The sequence below is a fragment of the Streptoverticillium olivoreticuli subsp. olivoreticuli genome (assembly GCF_003391135.1).
GTDB lineage: Bacteria > Actinomycetota > Actinomycetes > Streptomycetales > Streptomycetaceae > Streptomyces > Streptomyces blastmyceticus.
Genome location: NZ_CP031455.1, coordinates 578,187 through 594,532, shown reverse-complemented (window position 1 = coordinate 594,532; position 16,346 = coordinate 578,187). Strand labels below are relative to the sequence as shown.

The following is a 16,346-nucleotide window of genomic DNA, read 5'->3' as shown; positions in this document are numbered from 1 at the left end:
GTGTCGGAAGTAGCCCGGCAACGCGTACGCACCCGGGCGGTGCGGGCGGTCGCATGTATGTCCGTCGTGGCCTTGGCCGTGATGCTGGCGCTCGTGAGCCCGTCCGCGGCCTCGGCGGGACGGCCACGGATTCCCTCCGGGAGCGACAGGGCCTGGGTCTCCCACAACGGCGGGCCGGCCCTCGGCCACGCCGTACATGCGCCTCCCGGAACGCGGGTCACGGACCGTCAGAATCCGGTGATGGCGGCTGACTACGACTACTACGGTCTGGACGAGTGCCGAAAACGTGACGACGGAACCGATGTCCAGTGGTATTACAAGAACCGGTTCGCAGTGTGCTCCATAACTCATCGGCAGTACTACATACTCGATGCGGAGAACGTAGTCATCGGGATGTACGAGTACCGGATGACTGTCCTCGGCCAAGGGTACCGTGACCACGAGGAGATGAAGTATTTTCTCTATATTGATAAATTGAACCAGATTTTTGGTCTGCCGAAGCCGGATGCGCCGCTCGTCGTATCCATGACATGTGCAGCGGGCGGGAAAACCCCGAATGCCACCTGCGAGTACAACTCGAGTTCGGTGAATGCGACGATCGGCGAGTGGCAGAGCAACCCTGACACGGCAGCCGCCTTGCATGTCTCGACCTATGGTTCGCCCGGCGGTCGTGACGGGGTTCATGACAATCAGGATCAGGTCAACTACCACCGCCTTGAGATTGCCGTTTACTCCCAGGTGGTCTCACCCCGGGCCATGGTGATTGATTTTCGCTGTGACAGGCCTCTCCTGGACTACGGCGGCAGCATGAAGGGAGGGTGCCTCTACGATCAGGTCGAGTCGACCCTGCATTACTCGTACAAGAAGTACCCGAACCTGGCCGACCACATCTACACGGCGCAGAAGCACCCTGAGAAGACCTATCCGGCAACCGAATTCCCGAGTATGAAGTGGGCCATCCCGGGGGACAAGGATGCCAAGCCTGAGAACCGGAAACCGCTGACGCGTCTCTACCCCGGATCGAGTCCGGAGGCGTTGAGCTACTATGACGCCAACCGGCAGCAGGTCCAGACCAGTTGTGTCACCGCTCCGCGGCCGCCCGTAGGTGGTCTGGAGTGCGACGAGTACCCCTTTGCCTCTACCTGGGAAGGCGCGTCGTACCACACGCGGCACAACGACCCCGCATCGCCGGACTTCAAGTGGTACTACTCCGTGCGTTACGTGCCCGGGGCGGCGGAGAACGGGCCGGCGGGCAGATACTTGGCTGACTGGTACGTCCGCGACCACCTCATCGCCAAGGACCCCTTCTGGGTCAGGATCGACGATGTGCCAGAGGAGAACAAGTGACCAGACGCTCCCTCAGGACCGCGGTGGCTGCCGCGCTGGCCGTCGGCTTCTCCGGCGTCGCTGTGCCCGCGACCGCCGGCGCGCAGACTGTCGCGGCGCCGGCTGCGTGCACGGTGTCGTGGCGGGTCGCGGAGAAGTACCACGGCTTCACCGCCGGCTACAGCTGGGCCTGGACGGACATTGTCCGCACCGGTGCCAGCGGGGACGAGGTCCGCGAGATCCAGTGCTTGGCCAAGTACTGGGGATCCGACCCCGGGCAGGTGGACGGCATCTTCGGCCAGCTCACCCAGGCTGCGGTCAAGCAGCAGCAGCGCACCTGCAACATCGCCCAGGACGGGGAAGTGGGCCCGAACACCTGGCGCTGCATCCGCGGCGGCGGACCGGACGGCACGGGCTGAACGGGCAGCCGCCAAGGAATCAGTCACCTGTCCGGCTTTTGGGTATCCCGGGATCGTCGGCCCGTCGGTTCCCGACGGGCCGACGGCTGGCAGGTGGCCTTGATTCCGGTAGACGGAGGCCAGGACGTGAGGGCGGAGCAGTCGGATCGGAGAAGCGGTAAGGCTGATAACTCCCCATAGGGGGCCGCCGCACGCGGGTCAACTGCCGCGGCCTTCATGATTCGCTCGCAGGTGCAGGCGATCGCCCGCTCGGTGAGCGGGTGCCCTGCGGGGACTGGTGGAGCGCGATCGGCCAGCATGGTGATTCCGGTAGTACCTGCATGGCAGATTGTGTGTTCCGCGGCGGGGGCAGCTGTACAGAGCCGTCGCCTCCAACGCCGCCACTGTCATCCCCGTTCCGCACACGGCGACCCCGCGCTACCGCGTATCGAGTCGTTAGGCTCAGAGACATGACTATTCAGCGGATGGACAACGTCGCCATCGTCGTCGACGATCTGGACGCGGCTGTCGCCTTCTTCACCGAGCTCGGCATGGAGCTGGAAGGCAAGGCGCAGATCGAAGGCCTTTACGCGGACCGCACTGTCGGACTCGACGGCGTCCGGAGCGACATCGCGATGATGCGAACCCCGGACGGCCACAGCAAGCTGGAGCTGACCAAATACCACACCCCCGCGGTATCCGACGCCGAGCCGCGGAACCTTCCGCCCAACACGCTGGGCCTGCATCGTGTCATGTTCGTCGTCGACGACATCGACGACACCATCGCCCGCCTGCGCGCCCACGGCGCCGAACTCCTCGGCGAGGTAGCGCAGTACGAGAACATCTTCCGGCTCTGCAACCTCCGCGGCCCCGCAGGCATCATCGTCGCCCTAGCCGAACAGATTGGCTGACGCGGGCCTGTCGCGCGGAGCATGTCGACGGTCAGCACCGCTATGACGCATCCGCGATAGGGGCGGTGCAGGCTGCTGTACGAGCCCGGGGATTCCGCCGGCGGACGGTGTCGGGCGTGGGGAGGACTTCGCGGGCCCGCACGGCAAGCGACTGCGTTACACACCGCGCCGCGCTTGGCGCACTCCCCGCGGGCTCCAGCCACACATTCCGGTTCCGGTTCGCCGTGGATCCGGACGCGTGCGAGGAAGTACCACTCAGTGGGGGCGCGTAGTAGCCCTTTCCGTGCCAGGCGTCGCGGCCTTCCTTGGCCTGATGGCCAGGGCGCTGGTGGAGTCGGCCCAGGACCAGCCCAGGGCGGCGTTGGCGAGTAGTCCGGCCAGCAGCACTGCGGACAGGTGGGTGCACAGCAGGGTCTGCTTGGAGTCGCCGACCGCCGAGCCCGGTTCCCGCCCGGTCTTGCGCTGGGCGGCGGACAGGACCGGCATCACGAGCAGGGACAGGGCGGCCAGCGCGATGCCCGGGATCGAGCGGTCTGCTTCCCCGGCGTCGGCCACGGTGCGGGCGGCGTCGACCTCGACCAGGTGCGTACCGCCGTGAACGCCCACCATCAGTGAGCCCGCGCGCGAAGGCGGCTCGCCCGAGCACGGCAGCGGGCAGCCGGGGATCCAGCGCGGGCTCGGCGACCCGTGCGCCCCCAGGCCGTTCCCGGATGCATTCGCTCGCCAGTTGAAACCAGCTGGACCGGGCTACGTGTGGGCCTGGCTGAGCGATTCAGGGAGTGCTGAGGCGAGTGTCGGTCCAGTCGACCATCAGACGTCGTTCGGCGAAGAACCACTCGCCTTCGCGCTTGACGAACTGGTCCAGGTAGCGGATGGACGCGATCATGATCGTGCGTTCGGCATCCGTGCCGTAGGAGATGTGATGGGCCAGGCAGTAGCTCTCGCCGCTTGCGCGGTCGCCGTCCAGTGTCACGGTGCTCTGGCCGTTGAAATGGGTGGTGACCTTGTAGGCGTTCAGGTTTTCGAAGACCGGCGCGAGGGCTTCGCGTCCGTGCAGTTCCTGGGTCGGCTCGGACGCGGAGGCGTCCATGAAGATCAGGAAGCGGTTGTCCTCGGTGAACAGGGCCATCTGTCCCTTGGCGTCCCGACGGTCGGCGCAGTGGGCGTAGGCGTCGATGAGCTCCCTGATGGCCAGCCGGTCGGCGGCCTCCTGGGGTGAGATCGGATCGTGAGAGGACATGGCGATTCCTTCGTGAAGTATGTGACACCTGTAGGAGAGCACCGGTGGCGGGGCTGCTCAACCGGTGGTGGAGGTCTGAAGGCGGCGGTCGGGAACCGCCGGGCCGGTTCCGTGCGAGGGGACGTGTGGGCCGGATCGCCTGCCTCCAAGGCTCCGGCAAACCGCCGTCCGGGCGCGGCGCGAAGGTTCGGGCCCGGATCAAGGCGCGTCGCAACCGCTCCGGCGTGAGCGAACCACCGCTAGCCGTTCGAGCGGAAGATGGGCCAGCCGACCTCGGTGACCCAGTCGTGCTCGTCGGCCACGTCGAGGGGGCTGCGCAGGTAGAACTCGCGCAGTGGGCCGTCGACGCCGATTTCGTGGCGTGCGGCGTAGGTGCCCAGGTCGCCGTAGGTGAGATCGATGGTCTGGAGGGGGCCGTGGTGGACCGCGACCGCGAGTTCCGCGCCGGGCACGACCACTGCATCGATCCGGCCGACCGGGCGCACATCGCCGTCGACAGGGACGAACACGAGCGCCTCACCGTGCTCGTCCTGGAGCAGCTCGCTCGCGAACAGACCGCCCATCGGGCCGGTGCGGCGCAGTCCCCGGGCCGTGACGAAGCCGTGCAGCTCGCCGAGGGCGCCCTGCCACCAGCTCACCACGTCCTGCCGGTCGACGACTTCGCGAATGCCGATCGCCGGCTGCTCACGGACCGTGCGGTACTCGATGGTCGATCCGTGCGCCGGCCGGGACAGCAGCTCGCGCAGCGACTCGACGGCGCTCTGCGCCTGCGCGAGCCGGTCCTCCAGTCGTGCGAGATGCGCGCTGATCAACTCGTTGCGGGTACTCACGTCCTCTGCGGCGAGCACCGCTTTCACGTCCGCCACGGGCATGTCCAGGTTGCGCAGGCGCAGGATCACCTGTGCGGTGGGCACCTGGTCCAGGGAGTAGTACCGGTAGCCGGTGCCCGGGTCGACGTCGGCCGGCGCGAGCAGTCCGACGTCGTGGTAGTGCCTCAGCGTCTTGATGCTCAGATGGGTCACCCGGGAGAACTCGCCGACCGTCAAGCCTGTGTGCATGGCGTCAGTATCAACCCTCCCCCTGCCGGAGGGTCCAGTAGATGACCCCCGTTTGACTCTCCTGTGGGGGCAGGGCGCAACGTTTTTGGAGAAGGCACCGCACGGTGCCGAGGTCATCGAAGGAGGGCCCCCATGAACACCGTCGGCCGGACTGCCGCTGCACTGCCCGAGGTCTTCGCCGCCCACATCAAGGCGGTCAATGCCTTCGACCTGGATGCCATCATGGCGACCTTCTGTGACGACGCCGTGGTCAACGACGCGCGCCGTGAATTCGTCGGCACCGCATCGATCCGCGCCTGGGTGCGCCGCGAACTGGTCGACGACAAAGTCACCATGGACGTGACGGAGGTCGCGCACCACGGCACCCTGACGATCGTGCGGGCGCGCTACGACGGCGAGTACGACAAGACGAACCTGCCCGAGGAGCTGGTCCTGACCAGCTACCTCACGGTCGCCGACGGCAAGATCAGCTCCCTGATCATCGTGCACAACGAGCCGTCTCCCTACTGAAGGCGGGCCCCGGCGATGGCTGGCTGCGCTGCCCTGCCCCCAAGCCCCGCTCAGCTGCTCCCCGGTGGAGGACCGGCATCGATACTGTCCGTGGAAGGAACATCCCCATGAGCACACTGGTCACCGCCGAGCTCTTCGCTCGGCCCGGCCGCGGCGACGACGTCGCGAAGCTGCTGCTGGACATCCTGGGCGAGAGCCTCGAGCACGAGGGCTGCGAGGAGATCCGCATCCTGCGCGACCAGAACGACGCCGACCACGTCGTAGGCCTGACCCAGTGGACCGAGGCGCACCACTACGCCGACTACCTCGCCTGGCGCACCGCACACGGCTTCACCGCCGCCTTCGAGGCCATGCTCACCCGCCCCTTGGTGATCCACTACTACGACGAGATCTACCAGGGCCAGGGCATCGCAGCACGCTGAGCGCCCCAGGTGCCTTATGGCAGCAGAGCTTCGTCCGGGTGTCGTCGTGGGACCGGCGGTGGTGGCGTTCGTCCACGGTCTGCCGGGGGCGTGGTGTTCGGGCGGGTCATGCCGGGGAACCCCGGTCCGTCCTCCGGTGCGGCACTTCGTCGGCCATCGTGTGGTGATCAGCCCGCCATCCAGCCGGGGTCAGCGGGCGGGGGTGTGGAGGATGCCGTTGATGAGGACGTTCAGGCTCCAGGTGTCGCGGTCGCCGGGGGAGAACAGGGCCTGGCGCAGTGAGGTGATCATCGGGTAGCGGTCGGCGGGCAGGGCGGCGTAGCGGCGGTCGGCCGCGGTGACGGTGGTCTCCTCGTCTGCGCCCTTGGTGTTGTAGGTGCTCTGTTCGGTGGCGGCTGCGGCGGTGTGGAGCCAGAGGAGGTCGACGGCCCAGGCGGCGGTGGTGTCGTCGAGGCCGCCCTGTTTGAGGAGGGCGAGCATGCGGTCGAGGACGAGCAGGGCGTTGTCGCCGGTGGGGATGGTGCCGAGGGCGACAGCAGCCAGGCCTTCGTGGCGGCTCATGGCCTCGACAGCGGCGGTGGTCAGGGCCTGGAGCTGTTCCTGCCAGGTGCCCTCCCAGGTCAGGCGGACCTGTCCGAGGGCTTCGTCGAGCATGGCGGCCATGAGGTCGTCGCGGTTGGCGACGTAGACGTAGAGCGAGGCGGGGCCGGTGTCGAGTTCCTTGGCGACGCGGCGCATGGTCAGGGCGTCCAGGCCGTCGCGGTCGAGGACGTCCAGGCCGGTGCGCACGATGGCGTCGCGGCTGAGGGGGGCCTTGGCGGGCCGCGCGCGGCGGCTGATCGGCTGCGTGCTCATGAGGAAATCCTAGCCCCGGAACGAACACTGTTTGACACGAACGCCGTTCGTTGCCTACCGTCGAAACGAACGATGTTCGCGACGAACGCGGTTCGTCTTGTTTCTGGAAGTGCCACATGACCAGCACCATCGCCCCGCCCGGCCCGGCCGGGGTGTCCTCTCCGGCGCGGCGCTGGGCGATCCTCGCCGTGATCCTGGCGGCCGAGGTCCTCGACCTGATCGACGCCACCATCACCAACCTCGCCGCGCCCACGATCACCGCCTCACTCCGTGGCGGCCCGTCCCTCGTCCAGTGGCTCGGCGCCTCCTACGCGCTGGCTCTGGGCGTGCTCCTGGTCGTCGGCGGCCGGCTCGGCGACAAGTACGGACGCCGCCGCGTCTTCCTGACGGGCCTGGCCGGGTTCACCATGGCCTCCGTGGCCTGCGGCCTGGCCACCGGCCCGCAGATGCTCATCGCCGCCCGCCTGGTGCAGGGAGCATTCGGCGCCCTGCTGATCCCCCAGGGCTTCGGCATCCTCGGCGCCGTCTTCCCCCGCGACCAGATCGGCAAGGCGTTCAGCGCCTTCGGCCCCGTCCTGGGCCTGTCCGCGGTCGGCGGCCCGATCCTGGCCGCCACCCTGATCGACACCGACCCCTTCGGCCTGGGCTGGCGCTCGATGTTCCTGATCAACATCGTGCTCGGCGGCGGCGCCCTGATCGCCGCGCACCGCCTCCTGCCCCGTGACACCGGTGACCGCACCGTTACGATCGACACCCCCGGCTCACTGCTCCTGGCCGGAGCCATGTCCACCCTGCTGTACGGGCTGATCGACGGTTCCGCCCACGGCTGGCGCCCGGCCGCCTGGGCCGCGCTCGCCGCCGCGGCGGTGTTCTTCGCCCTCTTCGCCCGCCGCCAGACCACCGTCGCGAACCCGCTGATCCAGCCCTCCCTGTTCCGCAACCGCGGCTTCGTCTCAGGCCTGGTACTGGGCACCGCCTTCTTCGCCGCTGTCGCCGGCCTGCTGTACGTGGTCTCCCTGTTCCTCCAAGGCGGCCTGGGCTACACGCCCTTGCGCACCGCCCTGACCGGCAGTGCCCCCATGGCCGTCGGCATCGTCATCGCCTCGATCGCCTGCTACCAGCTCATCGGCAGGCTCGGCCGCACCCTCGTCCTGACCGGCCTGCTCACCACCCTCGCCGGCACGCTCGGCCTCTGGGCCGCCGTCCACACCACCGGCGCTGCCACCGGCCCCGCCGTCGTCGTTCCCGCCGTCCTGGTCATCGGGCTCGGCATGGGCACCTGTTTCGGCACCGTCTACGACATCACCCTCGGCGACGTCACCCCCGACGAAGCAGGATCCGGTTCCGGCTCCCTGACCGCGGTCCAGCAGCTCGCCAACGCTCTCGGCGCCGCCGCCGTCACCACCGTCTACCTCCACACCCCCGACCGCCCTGCCCACGCCATGACCACCAGCCTCCTGATCGTGGCCGCCATCACCCTCGGCTGCTGCGGCCTGGTCCGCCTGCTTCCGCGCAAGGTCCAGCCGCAGCACCACTGACCCGATCACCACCATCTGACCAACAGGAAGAACCAAGCATCATGATCCTCATCACCGGAGGCCGCGGCGCGGTCGCCACTCACCTGACCGGCCTGCTCCACCGCGACGGCCTGCCCGTCCGGCTCGGCTCCGCCCACCCCGAGGACCTCACCCCGCCCGCGGGCGTGCCCACCGTCCGCCTCGACCTCACCGACCCGGTGACCTTCCCCACCGCCCTGACCGGCGTCACCACCGTCTTCCTCTACGCCGCTTCCGACCACATCACCGACTTCATCGACCACGCCCACCGGGCCGGAGTCGGACATGTCGTGCTGCTGTCGTCCTCCAGCGTCCTCGGCCCCGACCCCGACAGCGACCCGCTCGCCAAATCCCACCTCGATGTGGAGCGGGCGCTGCTGGCCTCGCCGCTGACCACCACGATCCTGCGGCCCGGCTCCTTCGCCTCCAACGCCGGCGCCTGGGCCTGGCCCATCAAGGCAGGACGCCCCGTCAGCCTGCCCTTCCCCGGTGCCCACAACGACCCCATCCACGAGAAGGACGTCGCCGAGGCCGCTCACGCCGTCATCACCGGCCCCCGCCACCACGGCGGCCGGTTCACCCTCACCGGACCCGAGTCGATGACCTTCGCCCAGCAGATCGACCAGCTCACCACCGTCACCGGCCGGCCCATCACGGTCAACCACGTCACCCGCGAGGAATGGAAGCAGGAGATGGCCGACTACATCCCCGCCGCCTACGCCGACGCCCTGCTGAACTGGTGGGAATCCAACGACGGCAAACCCGTCACCCTCACCCGCACCGTCGAGCACCTCACCGGCCACCCCGCCCGCCCCTTCACCACCTGGGCAACCGACCACATCGCCGACTTCATCACGCCCTGACATCCCGTCGGCAAAGGACCGTCCTCGGGGTGTGTCCGGAAGAGCCGAGTCATTGACACGCCCTGGAATCGGCTACCGGGACTGTCTGAATACCTGCTGGATGATCTTGTCTGCTGCGCGGACAAGATCAGCGTTGGTCTTGGCAGGCGTGCCGTTGGGGAGCCGGAGTGTGTCTTCCAGGCCGATCCGCGTGTCCAGCCGGCGGGAGGCGGCCAGTTGGAGGATGGGCCAGGCGGCGTCGTCCGCGCCGTGGAGGAGTACCGGTGAGGTCGTGGCGGGGCGGAGCTCGTCCAGCAGGTCGGCCGCGGTATGGATCGCGGTCTGCGGGCCGGTGTCGGTGATCTCGGCCAGGACGCGCAGGACGCGGTGGGATTCCGGCCAGTTGAGGAAGTGCTGTGCTGCCGGGGTTCCGGAGAAGATGCCGGCTTCGATGCCGATGCCCTGGTCGAGGAGGGTGGTGGCGACTTCGGTGGCGCCGTCCTCGTGCCAGTTCACGGAGGCGTGGTCGGGCAGCACGGTCCAGGACCGGACCTGGGCAGCGCGCGCTTCGGGGTCCGGTGTGGCCCAGGCGCCGGTGGTGACGCCGAGGGGAATGCCCGGGACGGCGGCCCGTACCGCTGTGAGGGCCGCGGCGACGGCGGTGGATTCCAGTGTGTCCTCGCCGTCGTGGTCCTTGGGGTGGAGGTGGATGTCCTGGGCGCCGGCGGCGACAGCGTCGCGGGCTGCCGCTGCCAGTTGTTGCGGGGTCACGGGGAGGTGAGCGCATTGGGCGCGGTTTCCGGCGCCGTTGAGACAGACTTGCAGCATGGCGTGATCATCTCAGGCGGGCCTGGCATGCGAAGGCCCCCTCGCGCTCATTGCGTGGTGGTGTTGCGACGGCCAACGGCCACGTGGAGTCGCCGGCCGCGTGAGGCTGTGGTGGAATGCGAAGGCAGCCGGGACCTGGTGACGGCTGCCTTGTGGCCAGTGGGGGCGAAGGAGCCTCTGTGAAGTTTCCCCGGTTCATGTGCGCGGCGGTGCCTGTGGCTTTTGCCTTGTGCTGCACCAGTGCTCCGTCGGCCGAGGCGACGCCGTCCCCCACGTCGCGTGGCGACTCGGAGTGCACGGCCTGGGAGCGGGGATACGAGGACGCGACGGTTCCTGCCGTCGGTCAGACGTGGACCCTGGACTTCGGCGTCAACAGCCCTGTCGGTCCCGGTCCGTTCGTCGCCACGATCGCCTTCGCTTCGGCGAGCCAGGCGACGATCAAGGTGGTCCAGGGGCCGGGAACGTACCAGGGCCTGACCCAGGACATCACCTACACCAGCACGCGGTTGCGTTCCTGCCAGTACGTCCTCACCTGGCACGAGCCCAAGACCGGTCTGTTCGTCACCCAGGTGGAGGACTACTCCGAGCACCGGGCGTACGACACCGTTGTCGACCCCGCGAAGGGCACGATGATCCACTTCACCGGCACGCTCTTCCGCGCCCGGTGAATCCCGGCCGGCTCCGGCCGTATTCGCCGAGGGCGGCCCCCTGTTCCCAACGGGTGGCCCACTGAGCGGACCACGCACCGGCACTGACCGCGCTCTGAGTGGTGTCGGCCGGCTGCCGTTGTCCGGGCAGCCTGGCGTCCTGGAACTGGGTGCGCTGCATCTCGTACGGGTCCCGGAAGACTCCCGCGGTCGGTTTGTGGAGCAGTCCTCGAAGGTGCCGCTCGCGTAGCTCGCCGTTCTCGATGACGTGGATGAGGTCGGCGTGGCGGTGCCCACGCCCACAACCGAGACGGCAGGGGGAAACACGACGGCTGAGGTGCGGACGAGCGATCCGGCGTGGTCGGTGGCCTGGGACGCGCATGTCGAGCTGACTACCCGGCCGCCCTTGGCCGATCGTGGTGACGCCGCCGAGATCCCAGGCCAGTTCCTGGACGACGCCGTGCGTATCGACCAGTTGCTGTCACACGTCGCCGCACGCGCCCTGCCGCCGGACCTCGTTGCGCACGTGGTCCGCGGACGGCAGACCTTGGCCACGCTGCTGAAGCTCCGGACCCCGTTCGAGCAGTGGAAGTGCGAGCAGACCCGACCCCCGGTCGGCGAGAGCGGAGGAAGAAACCCACCAGATTCGGCGCCAATATTTCATTGGCGTTTCATCCTCTGCTGTCAGGGTCGATGGGTCAGCCTCGGGACAGCGCAAGGGAGGGGTATCCGTTGTGCTGGATGTGTCAGGGCACGTGGGGTGGACCACCAGTACGCGGCCCATTGTGTTCCGGGCACGCAGTTCTACGAACGGTTGGACCGGGTCTCCGTCACCGCCTCGGCGAGTGAGTGCCCCAGGTCACGAAGGCGAGTCCGTCAGGAATCCTCCGTTCCGGCTTCCACCGTCCTACGTTCGCCGAACGCGACAGGGAGACCACAGGGAAGTGCACATCACCACCACGAAAGTGATCATGAATAGACATATAAAAAGAGCCGCGAAACTCCTCACCGCGCCGGCCTTGACCTTGACCCTTCTCATACCCGTCGTCGCCGTGACCGCGACTCCCGCAGCCGCCGCGACCGACGCCTACACCTTCACCAACACCGACGGCACCCTCAACGCGACCGGCACCCGCGACGGAAACCAGATCTCCGTCACCCCCGACGGCACCAACTACACGGACTGGCGGCTGATCAAGCTCAGCGCCCCCGGCACGTTCAACATTGCCAGCACCTCCTCCGGGAAGTGCATCTACGCCACCCAGCCCGCCGTACAGCAGTCCTGCGGCAAGGACGGCGAGCAGTGGCACTTCCGCCCCGTGGACGGCAAGCCCAACGCCTTCGGCATCGTCCGCCGCAACGACTCCAGCGGCATCGAGTACTGCATGGACAACCGTGGTGGCCTCCACCTGTGGGGCATCCTCGCCCAGCCCAACGTCTGCAACGGCAGCGCGAGCCAGGAATGGACGATCCCCGCGTCGAAGGCGGCCGAAGCGAAAAGCCTCGCCCTCGACTACTACGCCGACCTGTGCGCGAAGAAGACCTCCACCTGCTCGTGGACCGAGAAGTCCGAAGGGCAGCCCGAAGTCCTGCCCCGTCAGCCCGCCTCGTCGGTTTGGTACAACGACACCAGTGCCACGATGAAGCAGGTCTTCACCACGATCTACCACTCCGGCTGGGCGCAGTCGTACTCCGTGGGCGTGTCGTCCTCCGTCGGTGTCTCCACCCCGGTCCAGGCGATGATCACCAGCCAGCTCACCGCGACGCAGGCCTACCAGTCCGACGAGACCACCGTGAACGGCATCGCGATCGACGTCCCGTCCAAGAACTACGGATGGGTCGACTTCGCCGCCGTCGGCAAGAAGGTCACCGGCACGTGGACCTTCGACACCGACAACCAGCCGTGGACCACTGACGCGACCGTGACCGTCCCCGTCATCAACTCGGCGGCCGGCTCCACGATGTACGTCGCCCACACCAGCGCGGACGCGCCCGGCAGCGGCACCAGCAGCACCGACGTCAAGCCTGCCGCTCTCGCGAAGACCGCAACAGGCACCATGGACGTGCCCGCAGGCGCCAGGCTGACCGCCTACAAGGGCGGTGTCCAGGTCAGTGACGCCAACGGCAGCACGATCGCAACGGTGCAGCCCGGCACCGTCACGGACACCAACGGCACGATCCACAAGGTCGATCTCGCGGTGGACGGCAACACCGTCACCCAGACCATCGAAGGCGTCACCGGCGACACCATCACCGGCACGATCACGCCCCCGACCTACTCCTTGAGCGGCGGCACCTCCGCGGCCCCCGCCGCTGCGAAGACCGTCAAGACGATAACGGCGGCGAAGTGCTTCTTGGCCGCTCCCGCTGCCAAGAACAGCGACGAGCACGACAAATGCATGGCCATGAAGATCGGCACGAGCATTGTCAAGGACGGTCTCGTCGGCACCCTGATGGGCGGCCCCGAAGGAGCCGCCATCGGCATGCTCAAGGGCGCGTTCACGGGCATCGCCAAGGGCGTCATCGAATGCCGAAACAAGTGACCTGACCACCCTGAACGACCGGGTCCCCCTGCCTACGGACTGGCAGGGGGACCCGGTGTCTTTCCGGGTATAGGGCGACGGTTCAGGCCATCTGTCCAACGGGAGCCTCGATGCGTTCGTGGCGGCCCTCGCGCACATCGCCACCACGTCGTCACCAGCAAATACCCCAGAACAGCCGGACTTTGAAACAGTCCTGGCCTCAGGCGACCGGTCGAGCTCACCTCGGACGGGCAAGGAGTGGCCGGAAGCTTCCGCATGGAGCTGCGCTCCGGCGGCGGCGAGCACCTTTGTCGGCGGATAACCTTCGGGATGCCCGCTGACGGGCGCCTGCTGGACGAACGGGTCCGACGAGTACCGCGGACAGCGTCCGCAGAGCTCGCGTAGTCCGGCTCCAGGAGGTTGGCTGACCTGGGGGTCGAGGATGCGATGCGACACGGAGGAGCTGGTTCCGCTTGGGCGGCGGAGGGAGACGGACCTGCTGGAGGCGGCTCTGGAGCAGGCTTCGGACGGCGGGGGCGGCTCGGCCGTCCTGTTGCGCGGTGAAGCCGGTATCGGCAAGAGCGCGCTGCTGGAGTGGGCCGGGCGGCGGGCGCGCGAGCGCGGCTTCACCGTGCTGCGGGCGGTCGGCGTCGAGGCGGAGACGGAGTTCGCCTTCGGCGCCCTGCACCAGGCGTTCTGGTCGCTGCTACAGCAGTCCCGTGCCCTCTTGTCCCACCATCGGGAGGCGCTGGAGAGCGCCCTGGGCGGCCGCGCGGGAACCCTGCCGAACGGCTTCGCCGTCGGGGCGGCCGCGCTCGCTCTGCTCGCCGAGACCGCGCGGAGCAGCCCGCTGCTGCTCGTCCTCGACGACCTGCACTGGGTCGACTCGTCGAGCGCGACCGTGTTTGCCTTCCTCCGGCGGCGCTGCGGGGAGCTGCCGTTGGTGATCGCCGGCGCGAGCCGCCCGGACGGCGCGGCGGCGGAGGCGTGGCCGACCGAGTCCGTGGAGGTCCGGGCGCTGACCCGCCCGGACGCGGCGGAGCTGCTGCGCCGGTGTCACCCGGAGCTGGCGGCCACTGCGGCCGACCGGGTCCTCGAAGAGGCGGCGGGCAACCCGCTGGCGCTGGTGGAGCTGCCGCGGCAGCTGCGGGACGAACAGCGGATGGGTATCGCTCCGCTGCCCGAACGGCTGCCGTTGGGGCGGCGGTTGGATCGGATGTTCGCCGACCGGCTGGCCTCGCTGGCTCCTGCGGCCGGTCGCGTTCTCCTGCTTGCGGCGCTCGCCACGAACACGGACTGCGGAAGCGGGGCGTGGCTGTGCGAGGCGGCGGGCGACGGCGCGGAGGAGGCCCTGGAGCAGATCGAGGCCGGCGGTCTCGCCCGGCTCGACGCGGCCGGGCGGCTGATTTTCCGGCACCCGCTGATCCGTACGGCCGTGATCTCGACGGCGCCGGAGTCCGCGAGGCGCGAGGCTCACCGCGTCCTCGCCCGTTGCCTCGCGCCGGACGACCCCCGGCGTCTGCTCCACGAGGCCTCGGCGGCACTGCTGCCGGACGAGGCACTCGCGAGCCGTCTGCAGGAGGTCGGCAGCAGACTCGCCCGGCGTGGCGGCGACGCGGAAGGGGCGATTCTGCTCGAACGGGCCGCCGCGCTCAGCGCGGACCCCGCCCAACGAGCCCGTCGGCTCACCTGGGCGGCCGTGATGACGGCTCGCGGCGGCCAACTGCGTCATAGCGCTGCCCTGGTGGAGGAGTTGAAGCGCGCCCCGGTGCCGCCGGACATCGCTCCGCTGTTCGCGTATGCGGTGGTGTACGTCGACCAGAGCCACCGGATCGATTTCGCGTCCTCCTCCGCTCTGCTGCCCGCGGCCCTCGACGCCCTGGCCACGCCCGGTGCCGAGTCCTTCGGTGGACTGGCCGAACAGGTCTACTTCAAGCTGCTGCTCGCCGCCACCTACACGGACGATCCCAGGGCGTGGCAGGCCCTGGAGCGGCATTCGGACAACGTTTCCGCCACGGGCCGGCTCTGCCACCGGGCCTGGACCGACCCAGCTCAGGGGGTGGCCGAGGAACTGCGTGCGGTGGCTGACAGCATGAACGCGGAGCAGGGGGCGGGGGCGGCCTGGCTCCTGCTGTGGACCGCGTCGGCCGTCGACTGTGCCGACGACGGGCTGTGGCGGCGCTTCTCCGGGCTGCACGGCTACGCCACCCAGGGCTCCGTGGCGAAGGCCAAGTGCTACCAGGACTTCCTGCGCGGCCGCTGGGACCTGGCGCCCATTTGTCTGCGCGAGGCCGAAGCGGCGGAGGAACTCGGCTACCACTGCAACGCGCTGGTGTTCCGTCACTACTACGCCCACTTCCTCGCCGGCCGGGGGGACGAGGCCGGGCTCCGTAGGATCGAACGGCTCGTCAAGCCGGTCGCCACGCGTGCTCGCATGCGGTTCGTCCTGGACCGGCTGACCCGATTGCAGGGGCTGGCAGCCCTGGCCCACGGACGCTACGAGCAGGCGTACGCGCACTTCGCCGACATCACTCCGCCCGGACGGCTGCCCAGTGGTCCGCCCTGGTTGCACACATTGATCTTCGATCTCGTGGATGCCGCCGTGCACACGGGCCGGCGCCTTGAGGCCCGCGCGCACATCGCCGCCGCGCGGACCGGGCGGTCCGCGGAGATATCCGGCCATCACGCTTTCCTCCTGGCGGCTGCCGCCGCACTGACTGCGGACGACGACGAGGCCGATGCCGCCTACCGGGCCGCGTACGCCGTGCCGGGGGCCGAGCAATGGGTCTTCGAGCTCGCCCGCCTGCGACTGGCCCACGGCTCGTGGCTTCGCCGCCGCCATCGCGCCGAGGCCCGGGAGATGCTGTGTGCGGCGCACCACGCCTTCCGCCGGCTCGACGCCACGCCGTGGGCCCGACGCTGCGAGGAGGAGCTCCGGGCCGCGGGCGAGCCGGTGGCACCGACGCCGGGCGGGGCCGGCACGGAGCTGACCGGCCAGGAGCTGCGTATCGCCCGACTCGCCGCGACCGGTCTGAGCAACAAGGAGATCGGCCACCGGCTGCGGCTGTCACCCCGCACCGTCGGGGCGCACCTCTACAAGATCTTCCCCAAGCTCGGCATCACCTCACGGGCCGCGCTCGCCCACGCCCTCGACACCCCGTGTGGCCGGAGTGGCAGTCAGATGACTTAACACACCTGCCGCCGCGCGGACCAGGCTGACTGTGCAGTGCT

The 16,346-nt window shown here is 68.9% G+C and carries 14 protein-coding genes and 1 pseudogene; 10 read left to right on the top strand and 5 right to left on the bottom strand.

Features of this window, described 5'->3' with window-relative positions; all coding sequences use genetic code 11:
* Window positions 1-240 precede the first annotated feature (240 nt).
* The 3 genes from DXZ73_RS02720 to DXZ73_RS02710 all read left to right on the top strand — a co-directional run bounded on the left by DXZ73_RS02720 (window position 241) and on the right by DXZ73_RS02710 (window position 2,635).
* Window positions 241-1,347, top strand: a complete 1,107-nt coding sequence (locus tag DXZ73_RS02720; protein ID WP_162889986.1) for a NucA/NucB deoxyribonuclease domain-containing protein — start codon at window positions 241-243, stop codon at window positions 1,345-1,347.
* Window positions 1,344-1,745 (top strand): peptidoglycan-binding domain-containing protein, encoded by a 402-nt coding sequence (locus DXZ73_RS02715; protein ID WP_240351103.1) that lies wholly within the window; start codon window positions 1,344-1,346, stop codon window positions 1,743-1,745. Before DXZ73_RS02720 ends, DXZ73_RS02715 begins: the two co-directional genes overlap by 4 nt.
* Before the next feature lie 449 nt (window positions 1,746-2,194).
* A complete protein-coding gene (locus DXZ73_RS02710; RefSeq protein ID WP_116209438.1) occupies window positions 2,195-2,635 on the top strand; it encodes a VOC family protein in 441 nt (146 codons plus the stop codon).
* A 256-nt stretch (window positions 2,636-2,891) separates the two neighbouring features.
* Here DXZ73_RS02710 and DXZ73_RS02705 read toward each other — a convergent pair.
* The 3 genes and pseudogenes from DXZ73_RS02705 to DXZ73_RS02695 all read right to left on the bottom strand — a co-directional run.
* Window positions 2,892-3,214, bottom strand: a pseudogene (locus DXZ73_RS02705) (cation transporter); the annotation flags it as partial.
* Between the two features lie 193 nt (window positions 3,215-3,407).
* Window positions 3,408-3,875 (bottom strand): nuclear transport factor 2 family protein, encoded by a 468-nt coding sequence (locus DXZ73_RS02700; protein WP_116209437.1) that lies wholly within the window; start codon window positions 3,873-3,875, stop codon window positions 3,408-3,410.
* 239 nt (window positions 3,876-4,114) lie between these two features.
* Entirely contained in the window at window positions 4,115-4,933 is an 819-nt protein-coding gene (locus DXZ73_RS02695; protein ID WP_116209436.1) for a MerR family transcriptional regulator, read from the bottom strand.
* Window positions 4,934-5,065: 132 nt separating this feature from the next.
* On the opposite strand from DXZ73_RS02695, the gene DXZ73_RS02690 reads away from it, so the two are divergent.
* Both DXZ73_RS02690 and DXZ73_RS02685 read left to right on the top strand, forming a co-directional pair.
* Window positions 5,066-5,443: a nuclear transport factor 2 family protein gene (locus DXZ73_RS02690; RefSeq protein ID WP_116209435.1), complete on the top strand. Its 378-nt coding sequence runs from the start codon at window positions 5,066-5,068 to the stop codon at window positions 5,441-5,443.
* A gap of 107 nt (window positions 5,444-5,550) precedes the next feature.
* Window positions 5,551-5,865, top strand: a complete 315-nt coding sequence (locus tag DXZ73_RS02685) for a putative quinol monooxygenase (RefSeq protein ID WP_116209434.1) — start codon at window positions 5,551-5,553, stop codon at window positions 5,863-5,865.
* A 189-nt stretch (window positions 5,866-6,054) separates the two neighbouring features.
* Here the strand turns inward: DXZ73_RS02685 and DXZ73_RS02680 are convergent, their stop codons facing one another.
* On the bottom strand, window positions 6,055-6,720 hold the full coding sequence (locus tag DXZ73_RS02680) for a TetR/AcrR family transcriptional regulator (protein ID WP_116209433.1): 666 nt from the start codon (window positions 6,718-6,720) through the stop codon (window positions 6,055-6,057).
* A gap of 116 nt (window positions 6,721-6,836) precedes the next feature.
* Here DXZ73_RS02680 and DXZ73_RS02675 point away from each other — a divergent pair, with 116 nt between their 5' ends.
* Together DXZ73_RS02675 and DXZ73_RS02670 are read left to right on the top strand one after the other, a co-directional pair.
* The gene (locus tag DXZ73_RS02675; protein WP_116209432.1) at window positions 6,837-8,258 is read left to right on the top strand and encodes an MFS transporter; all 1,422 of its coding nucleotides are present in this window, start codon (window positions 6,837-6,839) and stop codon (window positions 8,256-8,258) included.
* 41 nt (window positions 8,259-8,299) lie between these two features.
* A complete protein-coding gene (locus tag DXZ73_RS02670; RefSeq protein ID WP_116209431.1) occupies window positions 8,300-9,139 on the top strand; it encodes an NAD(P)H-binding protein in 840 nt (279 codons plus the stop codon).
* 72 nt (window positions 9,140-9,211) lie between these two features.
* Here DXZ73_RS02670 and DXZ73_RS02665 read toward each other — a convergent pair whose 3' ends face one another.
* Complete coding sequence (locus tag DXZ73_RS02665; RefSeq protein WP_116209430.1) at window positions 9,212-9,946, bottom strand: 3-keto-5-aminohexanoate cleavage protein; 735 nt, start codon at window positions 9,944-9,946, stop codon at window positions 9,212-9,214.
* Window positions 9,947-10,125: 179 nt separating this feature from the next.
* On the opposite strand from DXZ73_RS02665, the gene DXZ73_RS02660 reads away from it, so the two are divergent.
* From DXZ73_RS02660 to DXZ73_RS02650, 3 genes are all read left to right on the top strand, one after another.
* Window positions 10,126-10,614: a MoaF-related domain-containing protein gene (locus DXZ73_RS02660; RefSeq protein WP_116209429.1), complete on the top strand. Its 489-nt coding sequence runs from the start codon at window positions 10,126-10,128 to the stop codon at window positions 10,612-10,614.
* Window positions 10,615-11,612: 998 nt separating this feature from the next.
* Window positions 11,613-13,136 (top strand): RICIN domain-containing protein, encoded by a 1,524-nt coding sequence (locus DXZ73_RS02655; protein ID WP_162889985.1) that lies wholly within the window; start codon window positions 11,613-11,615, stop codon window positions 13,134-13,136.
* Between the two features lie 421 nt (window positions 13,137-13,557).
* Window positions 13,558-16,305 carry a helix-turn-helix transcriptional regulator gene (locus DXZ73_RS02650; protein WP_116209427.1) on the top strand — a complete coding sequence of 916 codons (2,748 nt, stop codon included), beginning with the start codon at window positions 13,558-13,560 and terminating at the stop codon, window positions 16,303-16,305.
* Window positions 16,306-16,346 lie beyond the last annotated feature (41 nt).

Bases quoted from the DNA above. Each gene is read 5' to 3' on its own strand.
- DXZ73_RS02670 (WP_116209431.1), top strand. From the start codon at position 8,300: ATGATCCTCATCACCGGAGGCCGCGGCGCGGTCGCCACTCACCTGACC.
- DXZ73_RS02685 (WP_116209434.1), top strand. From the start codon at position 5,551: ATGAGCACACTGGTCACCGCCGAGCTCTTCGCTCGGCCCGGCCGCGGC.
- DXZ73_RS02700 (WP_116209437.1), bottom strand. From the start codon at position 3,875: ATGTCCTCTCACGATCCGATCTCACCCCAGGAGGCCGCCGACCGGCTG.
- DXZ73_RS02650 (WP_116209427.1), top strand. From the start codon at position 13,558: ATGCGATGCGACACGGAGGAGCTGGTTCCGCTTGGGCGGCGGAGGGAG.
- DXZ73_RS02690 (WP_116209435.1), top strand. From the start codon at position 5,066: ATGAACACCGTCGGCCGGACTGCCGCTGCACTGCCCGAGGTCTTCGCC.
- DXZ73_RS02680 (WP_116209433.1), bottom strand. From the start codon at position 6,720: ATGAGCACGCAGCCGATCAGCCGCCGCGCGCGGCCCGCCAAGGCCCCC.
- DXZ73_RS02720 (WP_162889986.1), top strand. From the start codon at position 241: ATGGCGGCTGACTACGACTACTACGGTCTGGACGAGTGCCGAAAACGT.
- DXZ73_RS02710 (WP_116209438.1), top strand. From the start codon at position 2,195: ATGACTATTCAGCGGATGGACAACGTCGCCATCGTCGTCGACGATCTG.
- DXZ73_RS02695 (WP_116209436.1), bottom strand. From the start codon at position 4,933: ATGCACACAGGCTTGACGGTCGGCGAGTTCTCCCGGGTGACCCATCTG.
- DXZ73_RS02665 (WP_116209430.1), bottom strand. From the start codon at position 9,946: ATGCTGCAAGTCTGTCTCAACGGCGCCGGAAACCGCGCCCAATGCGCT.
- DXZ73_RS02675 (WP_116209432.1), top strand. From the start codon at position 6,837: ATGACCAGCACCATCGCCCCGCCCGGCCCGGCCGGGGTGTCCTCTCCG.